At 70.0% G+C, this 20773-nt stretch carries 22 protein-coding genes; 11 read left to right on the forward strand and 11 right to left on the reverse strand.

What is annotated here, in order from left to right:
- The first annotated feature begins 58 nt into the window (after positions 1-58).
- Genes ctaC through ABD831_RS10170 form a run of 3 tightly spaced genes read left to right on the forward strand, consistent with a single transcriptional unit; the run spans position 59 to position 3167 of the window.
- On the forward strand, positions 59-985 hold the full coding sequence (gene ctaC, locus ABD831_RS10160) for an aa3-type cytochrome oxidase subunit II (RefSeq protein ID WP_344945279.1): 927 nt from the start codon (positions 59-61) through the stop codon (positions 983-985).
- Complete coding sequence (gene ctaD, locus ABD831_RS10165) at positions 985-2760, forward strand: aa3-type cytochrome oxidase subunit I (RefSeq protein WP_425582802.1); 1776 nt, start codon at positions 985-987, stop codon at positions 2758-2760. The genes ctaC and ctaD overlap by 1 nt, the downstream gene beginning before the upstream one ends.
- 5 nt (positions 2761-2765) lie before the next feature.
- Positions 2766-3167, forward strand: coding sequence for a cytochrome c oxidase subunit 4 (locus tag ABD831_RS10170; protein ID WP_344945282.1), 402 nt, complete (start codon positions 2766-2768; stop codon positions 3165-3167).
- Positions 3168-3260: 93 nt separating this feature from the next.
- Here the strand turns inward: ABD831_RS10170 and ABD831_RS10175 are convergent, their stop codons facing one another.
- From ABD831_RS10175 to ctaE, 7 genes are all read right to left on the reverse strand, one after another.
- Positions 3261-4118, reverse strand: a complete 858-nt coding sequence (locus tag ABD831_RS10175) for an NAD-dependent epimerase/dehydratase family protein (RefSeq protein WP_344945285.1) — start codon at positions 4116-4118, stop codon at positions 3261-3263.
- Positions 4119-4428: 310 nt separating this feature from the next.
- Positions 4429-4782, reverse strand: coding sequence for a metallopeptidase family protein (locus ABD831_RS10180; protein WP_344945288.1), 354 nt, complete (start codon positions 4780-4782; stop codon positions 4429-4431).
- A 52-nt stretch (positions 4783-4834) separates the two neighbouring features.
- Entirely contained in the window at positions 4835-5425 is a 591-nt protein-coding gene (locus tag ABD831_RS10185; RefSeq protein ID WP_344945293.1) for a DUF2231 domain-containing protein, read from the reverse strand.
- Between the two features lie 174 nt (positions 5426-5599).
- The gene (gene qcrB, locus ABD831_RS10190) at positions 5600-7363 is read right to left on the reverse strand and encodes a cytochrome bc1 complex cytochrome b subunit (protein ID WP_344945296.1); all 1764 of its coding nucleotides are present in this window, start codon (positions 7361-7363) and stop codon (positions 5600-5602) included.
- Positions 7360-8469, reverse strand: a complete 1110-nt coding sequence (gene qcrA, locus ABD831_RS10195; protein WP_344945299.1) for a cytochrome bc1 complex Rieske iron-sulfur subunit — start codon at positions 8467-8469, stop codon at positions 7360-7362. Before qcrA ends, qcrB begins: the two co-directional genes overlap by 4 nt.
- Before the next feature lie 49 nt (positions 8470-8518).
- Entirely contained in the window at positions 8519-9325 is an 807-nt protein-coding gene (gene qcrC, locus ABD831_RS10200) for a cytochrome bc1 complex diheme cytochrome c subunit (RefSeq protein ID WP_344945304.1), read from the reverse strand.
- Positions 9326-9386: 61 nt separating this feature from the next.
- Positions 9387-10049, reverse strand: a complete 663-nt coding sequence (gene ctaE / locus ABD831_RS10205) for an aa3-type cytochrome oxidase subunit III (protein WP_185744669.1) — start codon at positions 10047-10049, stop codon at positions 9387-9389.
- Between the two features lie 213 nt (positions 10050-10262).
- Here ctaE and ABD831_RS10210 point away from each other — a divergent pair, with 213 nt between their 5' ends.
- Both ABD831_RS10210 and trpD read left to right on the forward strand, forming a co-directional pair.
- Positions 10263-10733 carry a response regulator gene (locus tag ABD831_RS10210; protein ID WP_344945308.1) on the forward strand — a complete coding sequence of 157 codons (471 nt, stop codon included), beginning with the start codon at positions 10263-10265 and terminating at the stop codon, positions 10731-10733.
- Between the two features lie 3 nt (positions 10734-10736).
- The gene (gene trpD, locus ABD831_RS10215) at positions 10737-11786 is read left to right on the forward strand and encodes an anthranilate phosphoribosyltransferase (RefSeq protein ID WP_344945310.1); all 1050 of its coding nucleotides are present in this window, start codon (positions 10737-10739) and stop codon (positions 11784-11786) included.
- 17 nt (positions 11787-11803) lie between these two features.
- Here the strand turns inward: trpD and ABD831_RS10220 are convergent, their stop codons facing one another.
- Positions 11804-12088, reverse strand: a complete 285-nt coding sequence (locus ABD831_RS10220; RefSeq protein ID WP_344945312.1) for an Lrp/AsnC family transcriptional regulator — start codon at positions 12086-12088, stop codon at positions 11804-11806.
- 19 nt (positions 12089-12107) lie between these two features.
- Positions 12108-13910 (reverse strand): DEDD exonuclease domain-containing protein, encoded by a 1803-nt coding sequence (locus ABD831_RS10225; RefSeq protein WP_344945315.1) that lies wholly within the window; start codon positions 13908-13910, stop codon positions 12108-12110.
- Between the two features lie 217 nt (positions 13911-14127).
- On the opposite strand from ABD831_RS10225, the gene ABD831_RS10230 reads away from it, so the two are divergent.
- Together ABD831_RS10230 and ABD831_RS10235 are read left to right on the forward strand one after the other, a co-directional pair.
- Complete coding sequence (locus ABD831_RS10230) at positions 14128-14433, forward strand: hypothetical protein (RefSeq protein WP_344945318.1); 306 nt, start codon at positions 14128-14130, stop codon at positions 14431-14433.
- Between the two features lie 105 nt (positions 14434-14538).
- Complete coding sequence (locus ABD831_RS10235) at positions 14539-15846, forward strand: hypothetical protein (protein WP_344945321.1); 1308 nt, start codon at positions 14539-14541, stop codon at positions 15844-15846.
- Between the two features lie 3 nt (positions 15847-15849).
- Here ABD831_RS10235 and ABD831_RS10240 read toward each other — a convergent pair whose 3' ends face one another.
- Entirely contained in the window at positions 15850-17640 is a 1791-nt protein-coding gene (locus ABD831_RS10240) for an AMP-dependent synthetase/ligase (protein WP_344945323.1), read from the reverse strand.
- Positions 17641-17859: 219 nt separating this feature from the next.
- On the opposite strand from ABD831_RS10240, the gene ABD831_RS10245 reads away from it, so the two are divergent.
- The 4 genes from ABD831_RS10245 to ABD831_RS10260 are packed head-to-tail and all read left to right on the forward strand — an operon-like array spanning position 17860 to position 20645.
- A complete protein-coding gene (locus ABD831_RS10245; RefSeq protein WP_344945326.1) occupies positions 17860-18303 on the forward strand; it encodes an SRPBCC family protein in 444 nt (147 codons plus the stop codon).
- Positions 18304-18309: 6 nt separating this feature from the next.
- Positions 18310-18942 (forward strand): hypothetical protein, encoded by a 633-nt coding sequence (locus ABD831_RS10250; RefSeq protein WP_344945328.1) that lies wholly within the window; start codon positions 18310-18312, stop codon positions 18940-18942.
- Positions 18939-19907 (forward strand): ROK family glucokinase, encoded by a 969-nt coding sequence (locus ABD831_RS10255; protein ID WP_344945330.1) that lies wholly within the window; start codon positions 18939-18941, stop codon positions 19905-19907. Before ABD831_RS10250 ends, ABD831_RS10255 begins: the two co-directional genes overlap by 4 nt.
- Positions 19908-19955: 48 nt before the next feature.
- The gene (locus tag ABD831_RS10260) at positions 19956-20645 is read left to right on the forward strand and encodes an endonuclease/exonuclease/phosphatase family protein (RefSeq protein WP_344945334.1); all 690 of its coding nucleotides are present in this window, start codon (positions 19956-19958) and stop codon (positions 20643-20645) included.
- On the opposite strand, the gene ABD831_RS10265 is transcribed toward ABD831_RS10260, so the two are convergent.
- The coding region (locus ABD831_RS10265; protein WP_344945408.1) for an integrase core domain-containing protein at positions 20642-20773 on the reverse strand (132 nt) is incomplete at its 5' end. The genes ABD831_RS10260 and ABD831_RS10265 overlap by 4 nt on opposite strands.

The following is a 20773-nucleotide window of genomic DNA, read 5'->3' on the forward strand; positions in this document are numbered from 1 at the left end:
CGTGAACACGTTCGACGCGCGCCCTGCGCGCCAACGTACGGAACGAAAGGTGCACCTGGTGCCTGAGCACGAAGACACCCCAGCGGCTTCGCCGGTGGTGACGACGCTGGTAGGCGAGACCGGGCGGCGACGCACGGGACTCCGCATCGCGGGGATCGCCGGCCTCGCTGCACTGGCCCTCAGCGGTTGCCAGGGACAGGTGTCCAACGGATACCTCCCGCCGGTGGTTTCCGACAGCGGCCAGCGGGTCACAGACCTCTGGGTCAACAGCTGGATCGCCGTTCTCGCCGTGGGTGCCATCACGTGGGGCCTGATGCTCTACGCCGCCATCCGCTTCCGCAAGCGCAAGGGCGACGAGACCCTGCCGGTCCAGCTGCGCTACAACGTGCCGATGGAGATGCTGTACACCGTCATCCCGGTGTTCATGGTGGCCGTCTTCTTCTACTACACGGCTCGTGACGAGGCCAGGCTCGTCGACACGAGCACGAAGAAGGACCTCACCGTCAGCGTCGTCGCCAAGCAGTGGAGCTGGGACTTCAACTACATCGACTCCAACGTCCACGAGACCGGGGTCCACACCGAGCTGGACGGTACCGAGGGCAAGCGCGCCCAGATGCCCGTGCTCTACCTGCCCGTCAACAAGCGCGTCGAGTTCGTCCTCAACGCCCGCGACGTCATCCACAGCTTCTGGGTGCCGGCGTTCATGATGAAGATGGACATGCTCCCGGGCAAGACGAACAAGTTCCAGCTCACCCCGACCCAGGTCGGCACCTTCCAGGGCAAGTGCGCCGAGCTCTGCGGCGCCTACCACTCGCAGATGCTCTTCATGGTCAAGGTCGTCCCGCAGGCCGAGTACGACCAGGAGATGGCACGCCTGAGGTCCATCGGCCAGGAGGGCCTCATCCCCGTCGACGCCAGCCGTGAGCACATGGTCCCCGGCGACGCCAACAAGATCCCCGCACCAGCTCGCACCGGGAGCAACTGATGACGTCCGCAACGCTCAACCGTGAGGCCCAGGCCCCGGGCATGACGGCCGCGCGTCCGCGCCTGGCCAAGGGCCAGACGTTCGTGAAGTGGGTGACGACGACCGACCACAAGGTCATCGGCAACCTCTACTTCATCACCTCGTTCGTCTTCTTCCTGCTCGGCGGTCTGATGGCGCTGCTGATCCGCGCCGAGCTCATGGCGCCGGGCCTGCAGATCGTCGACAACCCCGAGCAGTACAACCAGCTCTTCACGATGCACGGCACGATCATGCTGCTGCTCTTCGCGACCCCGCTCTTCGCCGGCTTCGCCAACGCCGTGATGCCGCTGCAGATCGGGGCGCCCGACGTGGCGTTCCCACGCCTCAACATGTTCGCGTACTGGCTCTACCTCTTCGGTGGCCTCATCGCGTCCGCCGGCTTCCTGACGCCGCAGGGCGCGGCCGCGTTCGGCTGGTTCGCCTACGCACCGCTGTCCGACGTCAGCTACTCGCCGGGTGTCGGTGGCGACCTGTGGGTCTTCGGCCTGGCGCTCGCCGGTTTCGGCACGATCCTCGGCGCCGTCAACTTCATCACGACGATCATCTGCCTGCGCGCGCCCGGCATGACGATGTTCCGCATGCCGATCTTCACGTGGACCGTGCTGGTCACGTCGCTGCTGGCGATCCTCGTGTTCCCGATCCTCGCGGCTGCGCTCTTCGCCCTGGGTGGTGACCGGCGCTTCGGGATGCACATCTTCGACCCGGAGAACAACGGGGCGATGCTCTGGCAGCACCTTTTCTGGTTCTTCGGCCACCCCGAGGTCTACATCATCGCGCTGCCGTTCTTCGGCATCATCAGCGAGGTGCTGCCGGTCTTCTCGCGCAAGCCGATCTTCGGGTACAAGACCCTCGTCTTCGCCACGATCGCCATCGCGGCCCTCTCCGCCAGCGTCTGGGCGCACCACATGTACGTCACCGGACAGGTGCTCCTGCCGTTCTTCGCGGTGATGACGATGCTCATCGCCGTGCCCACTGGCGTGAAGTTCTTCAACTGGATCGGCACCATGTGGGGCGGCAAGGTCGTCATGGCCACCCCGATGCTGTGGGCCCTGGGCTTCCTCGTCACCTTCCTCTTCGGCGGCCTGACCGGCGTCATCCTGTCCAGCCCGGCGCTCGACTTCCACCTGTCCGACAGCTACTTCGTCGTCGCGCACTTCCACTACACCGTCTTCGGCACGGTGGTCTTCGCGATGTTCTCCGGCTACTACTTCTGGTGGCCCAAGCTGACCGGCCGGATGCTGGACGAGCGGCTCGGCAAGATCCACTTCTGGATGCTGTTCATCGGCTTCCACATGACCTTCCTCATCCAGCACTGGCTCGGCGTCGAGGGCATGGCCCGTCGCTACGCCGACTACCTGCCCGAGGAGGGCTTCCAGGCGGCCAACATCGTCTCGAGCCTCGGCTCGTTCCTGCTGGGCGCCTCGATGATCCCGTTCGTGTACAACGTCTGGAAGACCTGGCGCAAGGCTCCACTCGTGGAGTCCGACGACCCGTGGGGCTACGGCGCCTCGCTCGAGTGGGCCACCTCGTGCCCGCCGCCGCGGCACAACTTCACCTCGCTTCCGCGAATCCGCTCGGAGCGCCCGGCCTTCGACCTGCACCACCCCGAGAGCGTGGCCGGCGTCGCACCCGTCGCCGACCAGGGCACCCTCGTCCAGGTCATGGGCCCGGCCGACGTCGCCGGAGCCGAGCACGCCACCACCAGCCCTGCCAGCACCGAGAAGCGTGAGGACTGACCCCGATGCGCGTCGAGACCAAGCTCTTCCTCTACCTGTTCGTCTTCTTCGTCCCCGTCACGCTGATGTACGGCTTCTGGTCCAAGTGGGAGGAGCCGATCGGCGTCACGGCGCTGATCCTCACGGCCCTGCTGTTCGCGCTCAGCGGCTTCTACCTCTACATGACCGGCAAGAAGCTGCCGCTGCGACCCGAGGACAACGCAGCTGGTGAGATCGAGGACGCCGAGGGTAACTACGGCTACTTCGTCGCCAGCTCGTGGACGCCGCTGTGGCTCGCCGGCTCCGGCGCCATCATGTTCGCCGGCCTGGCGATCGGCTGGTGGCTCTTCATCATCGGAGCAGTCTTCGCCGTCGTCGCCGTGTGCCTGTGGGTGTTCGAGTCCTTCTCGGGGGAGTACTCCATCTGACACCAGCTCCAGCTGACGACGCAGGGCCCCGGTCATCGACCGGGGCCCTGCGTCATGCCCTGACCGGGGCTGAGCCGACACCGGCGCTGACCGTCAGGCGGGCACGCCTCGGCGCCAGCCGTGACGCGGAATGAAGCCGATGAGCCGGCGGGCCCGGGCGTTCGACAGCAGCGTCTGGTGCTCCGTGAGGTCACCACGGACCTCGACGTCCGGGAAGACCTCGGACAACAGCTCGGCGCTGGGCCGTTCCATGATCGTGTCGTCGCCCGCGATGATGACGTTGACCGAGCCGGTGGTGTCCGCCTCCAGGGCGTTGCGGCACGATGCCGCGGCGTCGCGCACGTCGATGTAGCCCCACAGGTTCCACATGCGCGCCGTGACGTCGTCCTGGAACGTCGGCACCCGGCGGTAGTCCTCGTCGGTGAAGATGTTGGAGAAGCGCAGGCCCACGAAGGGAATGCCGCTCCACGTGCTGATGTGCTCGGCCATCGTCTCGGAGAGCACCTTCGACAACGCGTAGGTCGACTCGGGGTAGGGGTAGTGGTCCTCGTCGACGGGCGCGTAGCGCGGGGGAGCGTCGGGTCCGAAGGCCAGTCCCAGCGTGGTCTCGCTCGAGGCCCAGACCACCTTGCGCAGCCCCAGGGTCTGGGCCGCGAGGAAGACGTGCGCGTTCATCGTGGTGTTCTCGGTGAGGGTCCGCGCGGCGGGTCTCAGGCCCGGGGCCGGGATGTTGGCCAGGTGCACCACGGCGTCCGCACCGGCGAGGACGTCGACGACCTGTCCGTGGTCGGTCAGGTCCGCCCTGAGGTATGCCGTGTCGATCCCGTCCGGTGCAGCGGGGAGGTCGGTGGCGAGGACCTGGTAGCCGTGCTCGAGCAGGTCCGCGACAGCAGCCCGGCCGGCCTTGCCGGCGGCTCCGGTCACGACGATGTGCGCTGGTGTGGTCGTCATGCCTGCACCCTAGCCGCGTGACCCGCCGGTCCGGACAGCGCGAAGGGGAAGGCCGTGGGCCTTCCCCTTCGATCCGATCCGGGCCTTCACGGCCCGAGCGGCTCGCAGTGCGATCGTGTGGGAGAGAACATCGGGGCGCACCTCCATCCGATCGGTTGAACGGTACCTAGACGTTAACTCCGGTGTGGTCCGAGGTAAAGGGCCACACCCACCGCACCCGACAATCCGTCCCGAATGCGAGACGTAGAGCGAGGAGCGACAAGGGGCTGCCGGGCTCACTCACTGCTCGTTCCGGGCTCGATCGACGCGGTCAGCCCCAGCCCAGCTCGTGCAGGTGCGCGTCGTCGATCCCGAAGTGGTGGGCGACCTCGTGCACGACGGTGATGGCGATCTCCTCACGCAGCTCCTGCGCGGTCGTGCAGAGGCGCTCCAGGGGTCCCTGGAAGATCGTGATCCGATCGGGAAGGGCACCCGCGCCCCACCAGCCGTCCCGCTCCGTCAGCGGGGTCCCGTCGTAGACGCCGAGCAGGTCCGGATCCTCCGGCGGCGGCTCCTGCTCGACGAGCACCACGACGTTGTCCATGGCCTGGGCGAGCTCCGGGGGGATGGAGTCCAGGGCCTCACCGACAGCGTCCTCGAACTCGGCGTCGGACAGGTGGTGCATGTGCCGAGTCTGTCATGAGGTCCTCGGCGCGGCTGCACGCGCTCCTTCGTGCTCAGTTGCCGTCGCCACCGCCGGACGGTGGCGTGGTCTGCGAGACGGCGTCGCCCCAGGCGGCCTGCGCTCCGCTGTGGCCGATCCGAACGACCTGGGTCGCTGTGCCGAGCGACGCCACGAGGCCGACGACAGCGGCACCCACGAGGAGCCAGCGGGGAACGGCGGCCACCCGTACGGAGGTCTCGGCGACCTCGGAGGCAGCGGCGGTCTCGGTGACCGCCGTGGTCCCGACGCCGTCCGCTGCCGACACCCCGGACGACCGTCGCTCTCCGCGGGCCACGACGTAGAGCAGGGCGGCTGCCACCGCGAGGACGACCACCCAGGGGAGCAGGCCCTCGGCCAGCTGCGAGTGGGTCTCGATGAGGTCGCTGTGCTCCACGTGGCGCTCCAGCGCCTCGCCCGACTCCGTCGACAGCGGCGTGAGCACCACGGCAGCCAGGGCCAGCGCCAGCGGCATCCAGCCCGCCCACCGGCGGAACCGTGGCCAGAGTGCTGCGAGCAGCACGGCCACGGCACCGGCCGGCACGACCACGGTGGTCGCGTGGACGATGAGCGGGTGGACCGGGAGACCGAAGATGGTGTCGAGCATGCGCCTGCCTTGTCAGTGGGGGAGCGGGACCGTGGTGCCTCCAGATGCTGTCCACGACATCTCAGAAACTTCTCACAACCGACAAATCACCACGCCTGGCGTCAGGCTGACAGATGCGGAGAGGGACCTCCCGAAGTGGGAGGTCCCTCTCGATCGCCCGCGCGAGTCCGCCGCTCAGTCGAGCTGCTTGTCCGCCTTGATCGTCTCGCGCTCACGGCCGGCGCCGGCGGGCTCGATCGCCTCGTGGCCACCGTCGGTGGTGGCGCCGTGCTCGTCGTGCTCGTGGTGGGCCGCCTCGAGCTCCGAGGGGGTCGGAGGCGCCACGCGGTCCCGGAAGTAGAAGTTCGAGAACTTCGCTCGCAGGCGCTCCTTGCGCGCGATCGGGCTGTCGACGCCGTTGGCGTCCTTGGCAGCCGTGAGCTGCAGCGGTGCGTGCGACTCGTGCTGGACCAGCACCCAGCGCTCCTCGGGCGTCAGCGGGGCGTGCACCTCTTCGAAGCGACCGTCCGCGTAGCGCCAGATGGTGCCGGTCTCGCGTCCGTGCAGGACCTTCTGGCGGTCCGCGCGCTGGAGACTGAGGCAGATGCGCTTGGTGATCCAGAAGGCCACCGGCGGCGCCACGAAGAACAGCACCCGCAGGGTCTGGGTGATGTCGTTGATCGACAGGTGCAGCTTGATCGCCATGAGGTCGTTGCCCGCAGCGAGGAAGAGCACGACGTACATGGAGATCCCGGCGATGCCGATCGCGGTCCGGGTCGGAGCGTTGCGCGGCCGGTCGAGGAGATGGTGCTCGCGCTTGTCACCGGTCACCCACGCCTCGACGAACGGGTAGACGCCGATGATGGTCCACATCAGGGGGAGCAGCACGAGCGAGCCCGGGAAGATGTTCATGCTGAAGGTGAAGCCGAACGCCTCGAACTCGAGGAACCCCGGCAGGAGGCGCAGCGCGCCGTCGGCGAAGCCCATGTACCAGTCCGGCTGCGAGCCGGCCGTGATGGGGGACGGGTCGTACGGGCCGTAGGCCCAGATCGGGTTGATCGTGACGACGGCCGAGATGAGGGCGATGACACCGAAGACGATGAAGAAGAAGCCACCGGCCTTGGCGATGTAGACGGGGAGCAGCGGGTACCCCACGACGTTCTTGTTGGTGCGGCCCGGTCCGGGGAACTGCGTGTGCTTGTGCAGGAAGACCAGCAGGATGTGGGCCGTGAAGAGTCCCACCAGGATGGCCGGGATGAGCAGCACGTGCGCGGAGTAGAGGCGCGGGATGATCGCCTCGCCGGGGAAGGCGCCACCGAAGACGAAGTACGACAGGTAGGAGCCGATGACAGGGGCCGACTGCATGAAGCCGTTCATGGCGCGGATGCCCGTGCCGGACAGGAGGTCGTCGGGCAGCGAGTAGCCGGCGAACCCCTCGATGCAGGCGAGCAGCGACAGGATGGTGCCGAAGACCCAGTTGATCTCACGCGGCTTGCGGAAGGCGCCGGTGAAGAACACACGGGCCATGTGCACGAAGACCGAGACGACGAAGATCAGCGCCGCCCAGTGGTGGATCTGCCGGATGAGCAGACCGCCGCGGATGTCGAAGGAGATCGCGAGGGTCGAGCGGTAGGCGTCCGACATCGTCACGCCCTGGAGCGGGACGTAGGAGCCGTCGTAGACGACCTGGCTGGCGCTCGGGACGAACCAGAAGGTGAGGAACGCGCCCGTCAGCAGGCAGACGATCATCGAGTACATCGCGATCTCGCCGAGCATGAACGACCAGTGGTCCGGGAAGACCTTCTTGGCGAGGAAGGAGACACCCTTGGCGCCGCCCAGGCGGTCGTCCATCCAGCCGGCGATGCCGCCCAGCGGCTTGGAGGCAGTCGCTCGCTCGTCTGCCTGGCGGTCGCCGGCGCGAAGTGCGTCGGCGGGGCGAGTGTCGTTGATGGTGCTCATCGCGCACGCTCCCAGAAGCTCGGTCCCACGGGCTCGGCGAAGCCCTGGGGGGCGACGAGGTAGCCCGCGTCGTCGACGGTGATCTTGAGTTGCGGCAACGGCCGCTTGGCCGGGCCGAAGATGACGGCGCAGTCCTCGGTGAGGTCGAAGGTCGACTGGTGGCACGGGCACAGCAGGTGGTGCGTCTGCTGCTCGTACAGGCCGACCGCGCAGCCCACGTGGGTGCAGATCTTGGAGTAGGCGACGACGCCGTCGACACCCCAGTCCTTGGCCTTCTGCACCTTGATCAGGTCCGGGTCGAGGCGGATCAGGATGACCGCCGCCTTGGCCTTCGCCTCGAGGACGTGCTTGCCCTCGTCGATGTACTTCTGCAGCGTCTCGGGCATCACGTGGAAGACCGAGCCGCTCGTGACCTCGTCGAAGCGGATGGGCGTCATCTCCGGGTCACGCATGAGCCGGATCGGCTTGCCGCCGTTGTCCTTCGGGTCCCAGATCGTGTGCTTGAGCTCCTCGATCGTGACCGGTCCGAGGGAGCCGGCAACCTGCAGGCCGAGGGGGAGGATGAAGAGCCCCAGAGCGCCGCCGAGCGAGTACTTCAGCAGGGGGCGGCGGTTGAGCTGGGTGGAGGCGACGCCTTCGTTGACGACGGCGACGGCCTTGGCACGCTGCTCGGGGGTCGACGCCTGCTCATGACGCTCCTCGACGATCTCCTCGTCGGACATCAGCGTCTTGGCCCAGTGCACGGCGCCGATGCCGATCAGGAAGATGGCGAAGCCGAGCGACAGGCCGAGCACGACGTTCTGCGTCTTGGCGATGCCGATGCCGGGGAAGAAGAAGGTCGACTCGTCGGGGATGGCGAAGTAGCTGACGAGGAACACGAGCGTGGCGAGCATCGACAGGCCGAACATCGTCGCGACCTGGCGCTCGGCGCGCTTGGCCGCCGCGGGGTCGTCGTCGGCAGCACGGTGGACGTGCGGCGGGAGACCGGGGTTCTCGAACTGGTCCACGCCCTTGATCAGCGACGCCGGGAGCAGATCGTGTCCGGCGTCGGACGCGGGCACGAGCGAGGTGCTCGTCCCGTGGTCCGTGGTCTCGTTGTCGTTCATCGGGTCGTGGTCCTGTCGTCGTTCGTGGTCGAGGCGATGCAACGCGGGGTCATGCGGCCTTCTTGCCCAGCCAGACCGCGCAGCCGATGAGGAGGCCGAGCCCGAACACCCAGGCGAAGAGGCCCTCGGACACCGGGCCGAGGTTGCCGAGCGTGAGGCCGCCGACGTTGGTCTCGTTCTCCTGCGCCTTGAGGTAGGAGATGACCTTCTGCTTCGCCTCGGGCGTGAGGTTCATGTCGTTGAAGACGGGCATCGACTGCGGGCCGGACACCATGGCCTCGTAGATGTGCTTGGGCGAGGTGCCCTCGAGGGCGGGAGCGTACTTGCCGCGGGTCAGGGCACCACCGGCGCCGGCGAAGTTGTGGCACATCGCGCAGTTCACGCGGAAGATCTGGCCACCCTCGGCGATCGCCTTGTTGTTCTCGGGCGTGCCGGGCTCGAGGACGGTCGTGTACTTCTCCTCGGGAACGGCCGGGCCGGGGCCGAGGGAGGCGACGTAGGCGGCGAGCGCGGCGATCTGGGTGTCGTCGAACTTCACCTTGTTCTGGGGTGCCTGGACGTTCGGCCCGGCAAGCGGCATACGACCCGTGCCGACCTGGAAGTCGACGGAGGCTGCGCCGACACCGACGAGCGACGGGCCCGACTTGGTGCCCTGCGCGGCGACGCCGTGGCACGTGGCGCAGTTGGCGATGAAGAGGTCCTTGCCCTGGGCGACGGCGTCGGCGGCCACGGTCGGCGCCGCGTTGGCGTCCCTGGGGGCGAGGAACGAGTAGGCGCCACCGGTCACGAGAAGGCCGAGCAGCAGCAGCACCGCGATCGCGGCGGGGTGTCGGCGTCGGGCGGCCAAGGCGTTCACTGTGGGTTCCTGTCGTCCATGGAGGTGGGGTTCGGGTTCGGGCGCGCGCTCATGCCGGAGGTCAGCGCAGGATGTAGATGGTCGCGAAGAGCGCGATCCACACGACGTCGACGAAGTGCCAGTAGTACGACGTCACGACCGCGCCGGTGGCGTTCGCGTGCGTGTAGCGCCTCGTGGTGAACGTGCGGGCGATGATGAGCAGGAAGGCGATCAGGCCGCCGGTCACGTGGAGACCGTGGAAGCCGGTCGCCATGTAGAAGACCGAGCCGTAGGCGTCGGAGCTCAGGGTGACGTTCTCGTGGACGAGCTCGGAGTACTCCATCACCTGGCCGGCGATGAAGAAGGCGCCGAAGAGGTAGGTCAGGACGTACCACTCGCGCATGCCCCAACCCTTGAGGTCGAGCAGCTTGCCGGTGCGCGCCTTCTGGCCGCGCTCGGCCTTCCAGACGCCGAGCTGGCACCACACGGAGGAGATCACGAGGACGAGGCAGTTGACGCTCGCGAAGGGGAGGTTGAGCTTCTCGGTCTGAACCGCCCAGAGGTCGCCGCGGACCGACCGGAGCTGGAAGTAGACCGCGAAGAGACCCGCGAAGAACATGAGCTCGCTGGAGAGCCAGACGATGGTGCCGACGGCAACCATGTTGGGGCGGGTCGCCGGGCCGTGATGGGCCGGGGTTGCCACTGCGCTTGAAGGAACTGCCGATGCTGTCGCCACGTTGGACATTATTCCCACATTCCTGTCCGGCTGTGCGAGTGACCCCCCGCTACGGGGCTCTTTCTCGCGCGGGTGTAGAGGATTCGTGACCATTCCGACACGAACCCTGAACAGCCGTGCCGTGGGCCGTCCGGAACCACCCTCCCACGGGCCCGGTTGCGGTGGCCCCGCGGGTCGGAGGTCGGTGCGCCGGGCCGTTCGCGGCCCCGGTAGCATCGGCGCATGACCGCCTCGAACGACAGCGCAGCGCAGGGCCCGTCCACCGACCTCTCGACGACGGTCGGGTCGCAGCGGCCGGTGGCGAAGGTCAGCGTGCTGCTCTACAGCGACGACATCACGACCCGCGACGCGGTGCGCGCGGCCGTCGGCCGTCGCCCCGCCAAGGACGTCGAGGTGATCCGCTGGCACGAGTGCGCCACCGCCGACGCCGTCATCAGCTCGGTCGAGGCGGAGCGTTTCGACATCCTCGTCCTCGACGGCGAGGCGGCGAAGGTCGGCGGACTGGGTCTGGCCCGCCAGCTCAAGAACGAGATCTTCGAGTGCCCGCCCATCGTCGTGCTGACCGGTCGCCCGCAGGACAGCTGGCTTGCCGCCTGGTCCCAGGCGGACCTGGCCGTCCCGCACCCGCTCGACCCGATCGCGCTGACGTCGGCCATCGCCACGCTCGCGCGCTCGGGCGTGCCCACGGCCTGACGCATGGCGCCGGACACGACGACCTGGCCCTCTGTTCTCAGCGACCTCATCGCCGGTCGGGACCTCGACCGGGCGAGGGCCGAGTGGTGCATGGGGCAGATCATGTCCGGGGAGGCCACACCCTCGCAGGTGGCCGGCTTCCTCATCGGCCTGCGCGCCAAGGGCGAGAGCATCGAGGAGATGCGTGGACTCGCCGAGCAGATGCTCGCCCACGCGCGGCGCATCGAGGTGCCCGGACCCAGCCTCGACATCGTCGGCACCGGCGGCGACCGGGCCCATACGGTCAACATCTCGACCATGTCCTCCATGGTCGCTGCCGCCGCGGGGGTCCGGCTCGTCAAGCACGGCAACCGGGCCGCGTCCTCGTCCTCGGGATCGGCCGACGTCCTCGAGGCCCTGGGCATCGACCTGTCGCTCCCTCCCGAGCGCGTCGTCGAGGTCGCGTCGGAGGCCGGCATCACCTTCTGCTTCGCCCAGACCTTCCACCCGTTGTTCCGTCACACGGCCGTGCCGCGACGTGACCTCGGCATCGGGACGGCGTTCAACTTCCTGGGCCCCCTGACCAACCCGGCGCAGCCCACCTATGCCGCCGTGGGGTGTGCGGACGCCCGGATGGCGCCGCTGCTGGCCGGCGTCTTCGCCGACCGGGGCAAGGACGCTGCGGTCTTCCGCGGTGACGACGGCCTCGACGAGGTCACGGTGTCGACGACGACGCACGTGTGGTGGGTGCGGGACGGGCTCGTCACCGAGCGCTCGCTCGACCCGACTCGTCTCGGGCTCGAGCTGCACCCCATCGAGGAGCTGCGCGGCGGCGACGCGGCGCACAACGCGGGCGTCGTCGTCGACGTCTTCGCGGGAGCCACCGGAGCAGTGCGCGACGCGGTGCTGCTCAACGCCGGCATCGCCCTCGCCCTGACGCAGCCGGACTCGGGATCCTCAGAGGCCGACTTCGACGCGGACCTCCGCGCTGGGATGGAGCGTGCAGCACAGGCGATCGACAGTGGCGCGGCCACGGCGCTCGTCGAGCGCTGGGTGTCCGCCACCCGCCGCTGACGGGCCTGCCGCTGGGGCTACTCGCCCTCGAGGCCGAGGCTGAAGGCTGCCTCGAGGTCGTGGGAGGAGTAGGTGCGGAAGGCGATGTGCGTCGACGTGCCGACGATGCCCTCGACCTTGTTCAGCTGGTCGGCGATGACGTCGGCGAACTCCTCGTGCGCCTTGACGCGCACCATGGCGATGAGGTCGGTGTCGCCCGTCACCGAGTAGACCTCGGACACGGCCGGGATGTCGGCGACGGCCTCGGCCACCTCGGGGATCCGGTCGACCTCGCAGCTGATCATGACGATGGCGGTGATCACGAGGACACCCTAGCCGGGACTAACCGGCGTGGCGCAGGCCGCCGCCGCGGCGACCGGTGCCCCCACGGTCAGGACGTCCGCCACCCGAGCCCGCGCCCGTGCGCGGGCTCGGCACGTCGTTGTCGAAGCCGACGACGTCGTGCGCGGCCGCGACCGCGGGCTCGAGCTCGCTGCGCACCGAGCCGGCGCCGCCGACCGGACACGTCCAGGACCCGTCGAGCTCGACGATGCGCACACCCGGCGCCTCGAGCCACCGAAGGAGGATCTCCGTCTCCTCGGTGAGCGCGGACGGCCGCTCGGGCGTGGGGGCGGGCACCACCTCGGCCGTGGCCTGCATGGACTGCACGTAGGGCATGGGGTCGGCTCCTCTGGGGCTGACCACCGTGCCCGCCAGGCGTCCATGACGGATCGAGACGAGCTCCCAGCCCCCGAGGTCGCTGCGGCGCGCGGCGACGAGCTCGGGGGACCGGACGAGCGGGGCGAGACGCTGGGCGCGCGCCGCTCCGCGCACGAGCTGCAGGAACCGGTCGCGGACCCGTGCCGCATCCTCGAAACGCTCCTGCGCCGCGAGCTCCTCGAGGCGGGCACGGAGCAGGTCCGCGGTGGGGCGGGCGTTGCCGGCGAAGATGGCGCGGCACTCCGCGACGACGACCGCGTAGTCTCCCTCGGACTGTGCGCCTGTGCAGGGGGCGCCGCAGCGGCCCATGTCAGCCAGGGCGCAGGCTGTGCCGCGGCCCGTCAGGCGGCCGGTGCACTGGCGCAACGGCACGACCTCGTGGACTGCGTCGATGGCGGACTGGGCCGTGACCCGGGAGCGGAAGGGCCCGATGTAGTGCGCGGCGTCGTCCCTCACCTGCTTGACGATCGACAGACGCGGGAAGCGCTCCTGCGTGAGCTTGACCCACATGGTCCTGCGGCCGTTCTTCGACCGGCGGTTGAAGCGGGGCTTGTGCTCGTCGATGAGTCGCAGCTCTCGGACCTGCGCCTCGAGCGCGGTCTGGCACACGACGGGATGGACCACGTGCGCGAGCCGCACCATCTCGGCCATCCGGCTGCGCTGCTCGGAGGCGGTGAAGTAGCTGCGCACGCGGGTGCGGATGTCGCGGCTCGTGCCGACGTAGAGGACCCGGTCGCTGCCGTCCTTGAAGAGGTAGACCCCGGGCGCGCTCGGCAGGGGGTCGGCCAGGAACCGCTTGCGTCGCTGCGACGGCGTGACCCGGGAGCTGTAGCTGGACAGCTCCTCGAAGGTGTGGACCCCGAGGTTGCCCACTCGCTCGATGAGGCCGTGCAGCACGTCGACCGTGGCGCGCGCGTCGTGCAGCGCGCGGTGGTCGGGGGTGGTGGGAGAGCCGAAGACCTGGGCCAGCGAGGACAGCCGGTGGTTGGGCGACTCGTCCCGCACGACGAGCTGGCGCGCCAGCTGGAGGGTGTCGAGGACCGGGAAGCCCGGCCACCGGGTCCCGGTGCGTGCGGCGGCGGCCTTGAGGAACCCGATGTCGAAGCCGGCGTTGTGCGCCACGAGGACGCTGCCCGCCGCGAACTCGAGGAAGGCAGGGAGTGCGCTGTCGATGCGCGGGGCATCACGGACCATCGAGTCGGTGATGCCGGTGAGGACGGAGATGAAGGCCGGGATGGGCTCCGCCGGGTTGACGAGTGTCTGGAACTCGCCGAGCACCTCGCCGCCACGCACCTTGACGGCGCCGATCTCGGTGATGCCGCACTGCGCGGGGGTGCCCCCGGTCGTCTCGAGGTCCACGACGACGAACGTGACACCGGCCAGGGGGGTGCCGAGGTCGTCGAACGTGGACTGGATGGCTTGCATGAGCCCGACCGTATGCCGGGGCGCCGACAACGCCACGGAGGCGCGGCGGACGCACCATGGGCGCACGGTCGCCCGCAACGTCCTGTGCCGCAAGGACGCCCGGGCTTCAGTGCCTCTGAGCGCGCTCGCCTGTGCGGTCGGACCGCGGGCACTGTCGGTGGGGGCACCTAGCGTCTTTCATGACAGATCGCAACGAGAGACGAAGGGTTGGACCGAGATGATGCTCGTCGACTGCCAGACCTGCCCGGTGCGGGACGTCCACTGCGCAGACTGCATGGTGACCGCCCTGACGGTCATGACCGCTCCCACCGCACTCACCGAGATGCACCTCCGTCCGGCCCCGTCCGGACCCCACTCCGAGCAGGGTGACGTCGTGACGGCACCGCTCGACCGTGCCGAGCGGCGGGCCGTTTCGGCCTTCCTCGCTGCCGGCCTCGTCTCGACGGCGACGGCCAACGCGCTCCGGGCCGAGCTCGACCCGGTCGAGACCGCATCGCACCACCGGACTCGCAGGGCAGTCTGACCGACGTCGCCGCCCGCCGTGGGCCGGAGACGCCCGTGGCACGATGACGCAGTGTGCAGCCCGAGCCTTCGTGCCCCTCGTGGGGTGAGGGCTGCAGTCGTCCTCGTGACGACCATGACCTTGGCGCTGGGTGGCTGCGCCGGGTCGAGCGCGCCTCCCGTTCCTCCCGGCACGGCCGGTGCAGCGGCGCCGACCGTGCGGGTCACGTCACCGGCGGCGACGGCCGACATCGACCCCAGCGCCTGGGCGGGCGCCCGCACCCGCGCGGTGACGGACCTGCTCAGGACCCGTGCCGCCGCGGCGGACCGAGGGGACGAGGCGGGGTGGCTGGCGCCGGTGAGCGGCGCCTCGACCGGATCCTTGCGCACCGCCCAGTCCGCCGTCTTCGAACGCATGAGGGCGATGGAGGCCGGGAACCTTCATCTCGTCACGGTCAGTGAGGTGACCGCACCCGTCCCGGCGCCCCGTGGCACACAGGTCGAGTGGGACGTGAGGGCGAGCCTCACCTACCGGCTTCGCGGCTTCGACGCGACGCCCCGGACCTTCGACCTCGACCTCACCTTCAAGGCTGACCCCTCCCGCCCGACCGATCTCGTCATCACCGCGTCCGCCCCCTCGGGGCGCCCGCAACCGTGGGACCTCGCCGGCCTCGTGGTCCGCCGCTCGGCCACGTCACTCGTGCTCGCGGTGGGCGCCGAGTCGCGGGTCGAGGAGGTGGTGGCCCGCGCGCGCACGGCCGCCTCGCGCGTCGCCGCTGTGTGGGGGAACTCCCGCCCCGCCGTCTGGATCTCTCCCGCCAGCGACGCCGACGCCGCACGCCTGCTAGGCCGCTCCGCCGACGACCTCCGGGGGGTCGCTGCCGCGACGGACGGCCCGCTGACCCCGGGGGAGCACGCAGGAGCGGACCGGATCGTCCTCGTGCCCGGCGCCTGGACGTCGCTGCGACCCGAGGGCCGCGACGTCGTCATGACCCACGAGCTGACCCACGTGACGGTCCGGGCCTCCACCACGCGCAGCGTGCCCGTCTGGCTCTCCGAGGGTTTCGCCGAGCTCGTCGCCTACCAACCCATCGACCTTCCGGAGGCCACGGTCGTCGCCCCGGCGCTCGACCGGATCCGGTCGTCCGGACTACCGGGAGCGCTGCCCGCCGATGCCGCCTTCGAGCCCGCCACGCAGACATTGGCCACGGCATACGGCCTCTCGCTGCTGGCGCTTCGTACCCTGGCCGACCGGTACGGCACCCAGGCTGTCGTGCAGCTCTACCGTGCGGCCGCGGGCGGGCTCGACGAGCCGACCGACCGGCTGGACGACCGTGAGGCGGCCGTCGACGACGCGTTGAGGTCGACCATGGGCACGACGCGCTCGGCACTCGTGCTGCAGTGGCAGGCGCGCATCCGCGACCTGCTGCACTGACCGTCAGGCGTAGAGCTTCTCCACCTCGTCGCCGAAGTCCTTCATGACGACGTTGCGCTTGAGCTTGAGCGATGGCGTGAGGTAGCCGTTGGCCTCCGTGAAGTCACCCGGAAGCACGGCGAACTTGCGGATCGACTCGGCCTTGGACACCGCGTCGTTGGCCCGGTCGACGGCCTCCTGCAGCGCTTCGAGCACCTTCGGATGGGTGCGCGCCTGCTCGAGCGAGACTCCCTCGACACCGTGGCTCCTGGCCCAGAGCGGCCACATCTCCTCGTCGAGCGTGAGCAGCACCGCGACGAAGGGCTTCTGGTCGCCGACGACGATGCACTGCGAGACGAGGGGATGGGAACGCAGGCGGTCCTCGAGCACGGCGGGTGCGACGTTCTTGCCCCCCGCCGTCACGAGGATCTCCTTCTTGCGCCCCGTGATGCGGAGGTAGCCGTCGTCGTCCAGCTCGCCGATGTCACCGGTGTGGAACCAGCCGTCGACGATGGCGTCGGACGTCGCGGTCGGGTTGTCGTGGTAGCGGGTGAAGACGCCGACGCCCTTGAGGAGGATCTCGCCGTCGTCGGCGATCCGGATGCCGGTGCCCGGGAGGGGCGGCCCGACGGTGCCGATCTTGATCTTGTCGGGGGTGTTCACCGCGACGGGTGCGGTGGTCTCGGTCAGGCCGTAACCCTCGAGGATGACGACGCCGATGCCACGGTAGAAGTGTCCGAGCCGGGTGCCGAGGGGGGCTCCGCCGGACACGGCATAGCGCACGTGACCACCCATGGCCGCGCGGAGCTTGCCGTAGACGAGGCGGTCGAAGACCGCGTGCTGGATGCGCAGCCCGAGCCCGGGGCCGCCAGCGTCGAGGGCCTCGCTGTAGGCGATGGCCACGGTCGCGGCACGAAGGAAGATCTTGCCCTTGCCCTCGGCCGACGCCTTGGCCTCGGCGGAGTTGAAGATCTTCTCGAAGACGCGCGGGACGGCGAGCACGAAGGTCGGCTGGAAGCCGGCGAAGTCGTCGAGCAGGGTCTTGATGTCGGCCGAGTGGCCCATGCGGGCCCGGCCGGCGACGCAGAGGACCTCGATGAAGCGCGCGAAGACGTGGGCGAGCGGGAGGAAGAGCAGCGTCGAGGCGTTGTCGGTCAGCACGACCTGGCCGAGCTTCTCGACGGCGTTCTCCACGAGGTCGAGGAAGTTGCCGTGCGTCAGCTCGCAGCCCTTGGGCCGACCGGTGGTGCCGGAGGTGTAGATGATCGTCGCGACCGACCCGCGGTCGAGACCGGCTCGGCGGGCGGCGAGGTCGGCGTCCGGGACGTCCCGACCCTTCTCCCGCAACGCGTCCAGACCTCCGCCCTCGATCGTGACGACGTCGCGCAGCGACGGCAGCTCGCCCCGGACCTGGTCGACGGTGGCGCGGTGGGCGTCGGTCTCGACGACGACGACGTGGGTGTCGGAGTCGGAGAGGATCCACTGCACCTGCTCGGCGGAGGAGGTCTCGTAGATCGGCACGACGACGGCGCCGGCACTCCATGCCGCGAAGTCGACCAGGGTCCACTCGTAGCGCGTGCGCGACATGAGGGCCACACGGTCGCCGGGCTCGATGCCCGACGCGATGAGCCCACGGGCCACGGCCGAGACGTCGTCGGCGAACTGGGCCCACGTCACGTGGGTCCAGCCCCCGGAGGGGGTCTTGCGGGAGAACGCGGTCTCGTTCGCGTTCTCCTTCGCGTTGCGCACGGGGAGGTCCGCGAGGCTTCCCTCCGTCGTGACGGGGGCAAGCGGTGCGACGACGTTGTCCTTCACTGTCACTCCTGATAGCGGGGGCGGAACTGTGCTGCACCTTACCGAGCGGTAACCGCGGCGGCCACGTCACCATGATCACAGGGCGTGCCTCGCGTCCGGGCGCGCCGGCCCTCGGCGCAGGGCAGCCGTCGTTCTCCATCTTGGCACGCAGCCGACGCGCCATGGCACCAGCCGGGCGGAGCGGCGTCCCCTCGCGGTCGACGCGATAGCCTTCGGCGCATGGCCGATCGCACCGAGTCCTCCATCGTCATCGACGCCCCGCCCGGCGAGGTGCTCGACGTCATCGCGGACTTCGAGGCCTACCCGGAGTGGGCGGGCGAGGTGAAAGACGTCGCCGTGCTCGCGGAGGAGGGCGACGGCTGGGCCGACCAGGTCCAGTTCACCCTCGACGCCGGCGCCATCAAGGACACCTACGTCCTGGACTACGAGTGGGACGTCGTCGAGGACGGCACGGGCGTCGTCTCGTGGTCGCTGGTCTCGGCGCAGGTGCTCAAGGCGATGAACGGCTCCTACACCCTGGTGTCGGACGGCGACGGCACGAAGGTGACCTACCGCCTCGCGGTCGACGTCAAGATCCCCATGATCGGACTCCTCAAGCGCAAGGCGGAGAAGGTCATCGTCGACACCGCGCTCAAGGAGCTGAAGAAGCGCGTCGAGGCCTGACCGACCGTGACCCCGACCGACGGCCCTGACGCGACACCCGAACGGGCCCAGCCGACGAGCGCGACCCACTCCTCGCCACCTGACGGCGCCTCACCTCCAGGCAGCGTCGCCGAGGAGGCAGCACTGCTCGTCGACCTGCTCTCCCGACGCACCTGGGCCGACCTCTCTGGTATGCCGTCTCGCGGGTCGCGGGACGACCGCGCGGACCGCGCCACGCACGACCACGGCAGCGCCGCGGGTCACACCGGTGACCCGTCCGGGGCCGCGGGCGTCGGGGGCGTCGGGGGTGTCGGGGGCTCCGAGAGGGCATCTCGGGAAGAGGGCCGACGTGACGGCCGCGCGGGTGAGTGCACGTGCGGAGGCTCCACCCCGTCCGCGTGCCGCGTCTGCCCGGTCTGCCAGCTCATCGCGTTCGTCCAGCAGGTCAACCCCGACACCATCGACAGGGTCGCCGACTTCATCGGCTTCGCCGCCACGGCCTTGCGCGACCTGGCCTCCGCGCAGCGCGAGCGCCGGGGCGAACCCGGCCCGGACTCTCCCGCCGACCCGGCTGCGGACACCGCTGGTGACACGGCCGGCGGCCCGGTCGCCGACGCAGCTTCCGACACCGACAGGACCCGACCGGGAGACAGCGTATGAGCAGGCGACTCGCCATCGGCATCGACATCGGCGGCACGAAGGTGGCCGGCGGCGTCGTCGACGAGACGGGAGCGATCACCCACCGCACCCGTCGCGACACCCCGCACCGGTCGACCTCGCCCAGCGTCGTCGAGAACACGATCGTCGAGTCGGTCGAGGAGCTGCTGGGACACGTGGACCCCGCCGACGTCGTCGCCGTGGGCATCGGGGCCGCAGGCTTCGTCGCCGAGGACCGCGCCACCGTCGTCTTCGCGCCGCACCTGTCCTGGCGCAACGAGCCGCTGCGCGATGCCCTCGCACAGCGCATCGACCTGCCGATCTCCGTCGACAACGACGCGAACGCCGCAGCCTGGGCCGAGGCGTGCTTCGGTGCTGCTCGCGGCGAGTCGCACGTCGTCGTCATCACCCTGGGCACGGGCATCGGCGGCGCGCTCATCATCGACGGCCACGTCCAGCGCGGCCGGCACGGCATAGCCGGCGAGTTCGGCCACATGCAGATCATGCCGGGCGGCATCCGCTGCGAGTGCGGCAACCGGGGGTGCTGGGAGCAGTACGCCAGCGGCAACGCCCTCGTGCGCGAGGCCCGGGCGATGATCGAGGCCGGGTCACCGGTCGTGGCCGACCTGCTCTCCCGTCTCGGGGGCGAGCCCACCGCCCTGACCGGGCCGTTCATCACCGAGGCCGCGCGCGAAGGCGACCCGACGGCGCGTGAGCTGCTCGCCGACATCGGGGAGTGGCTGGGCATCGGGCTGGCCAACCTCGCCTCGGCCTTCGACCCCGGCCTCTTCGTCATCGGCGGCGGCGTCAGCGCCGCCGACGAGATGCTCATCGGGCCGGCGCGAGAGGCCTTCCGTCGCCAGCTGCCGGGCCGCGGCTACCGCCCGGAGGCCCGCATCGTGCGGGCCGTCCTCGGCAGCGACGCCGGCCTCATCGGAGCCGCTGAGCTGGCGCGCGCCGACCACTGACCGGTGCTGGACGCGAGGCCGCTTCGTGATGGGCACGTGCTGCGCGTCATGAGCTACAACGTCCACGACCTGCTCGACGACCGCGCGGCCGCTGCCCGGGTGGTGCGCGCGGTGGCCCCCGACGTGCTGTGCCTGCAGGAGGTGCCGCGCCGGCTCACGACCGAGCTACGGCTCCCGCCCTTCGCGCGGGACTGCCGCCTGGTCTGGAGGCGCGGACGTCTCGGGACCGGAGGCACGGCTGTCCTCACGGCGCCGCGAGTCGTCGTCCACGACGTGAGGCGTGCTCGGCTCCGCGTCCGCTTCCCCGACCGGACGCGGGGGTATGCCGCCGCAACCGTCTCCCTCGCGGGCGGCGGCCTGTGCGCACCTCCCGTCACCGTCGTCAGCGTGCACCTGGGCCTCCGGCCGTCCGAGCGGTGGCGCCACGCCGGGGTGGTGCTCGGCGGTCTCGACGGCCGCGCCGTCGTGGCAGGGGACCTCAACGAAGGACCCGGCGACGCGGCATACGACCGCATCGCGGCACTCCACCCCGCCGTGACCGCCGGAGTGGCGACCTACCCCGCGCACCGGCCCACCGTCGTGCTCGACGCCATCTTCGCCGGACGAGACCTCCGAGTCGTCAGCACAGCGGCCGTCGTCGTCGACGAGCGGGACCTCGCGACGGGATCGGACCACCGGCCGGTCTGGGTCGACCTCGACCTGGCCGGGACCGGGCCACGGCAGCTCGCGCGCAGCTAGATGTACTGACCCGACAGGTTGGTTAAGCGGGTGATGGGTGGCTTGTTCCCGCACGCGGTGTGGGGTCGGTGGTGGTTGTACTCGTGGAGCCATGCTCGCAGAGCAGCTCGTCGTTCCTCTTCGGAGGC

The organism is Terrabacter ginsenosidimutans (assembly GCF_039539425.1).
Taxonomy (GTDB): Bacteria; Actinomycetota; Actinomycetes; order Actinomycetales; family Dermatophilaceae; genus Terrabacter; species Terrabacter ginsenosidimutans.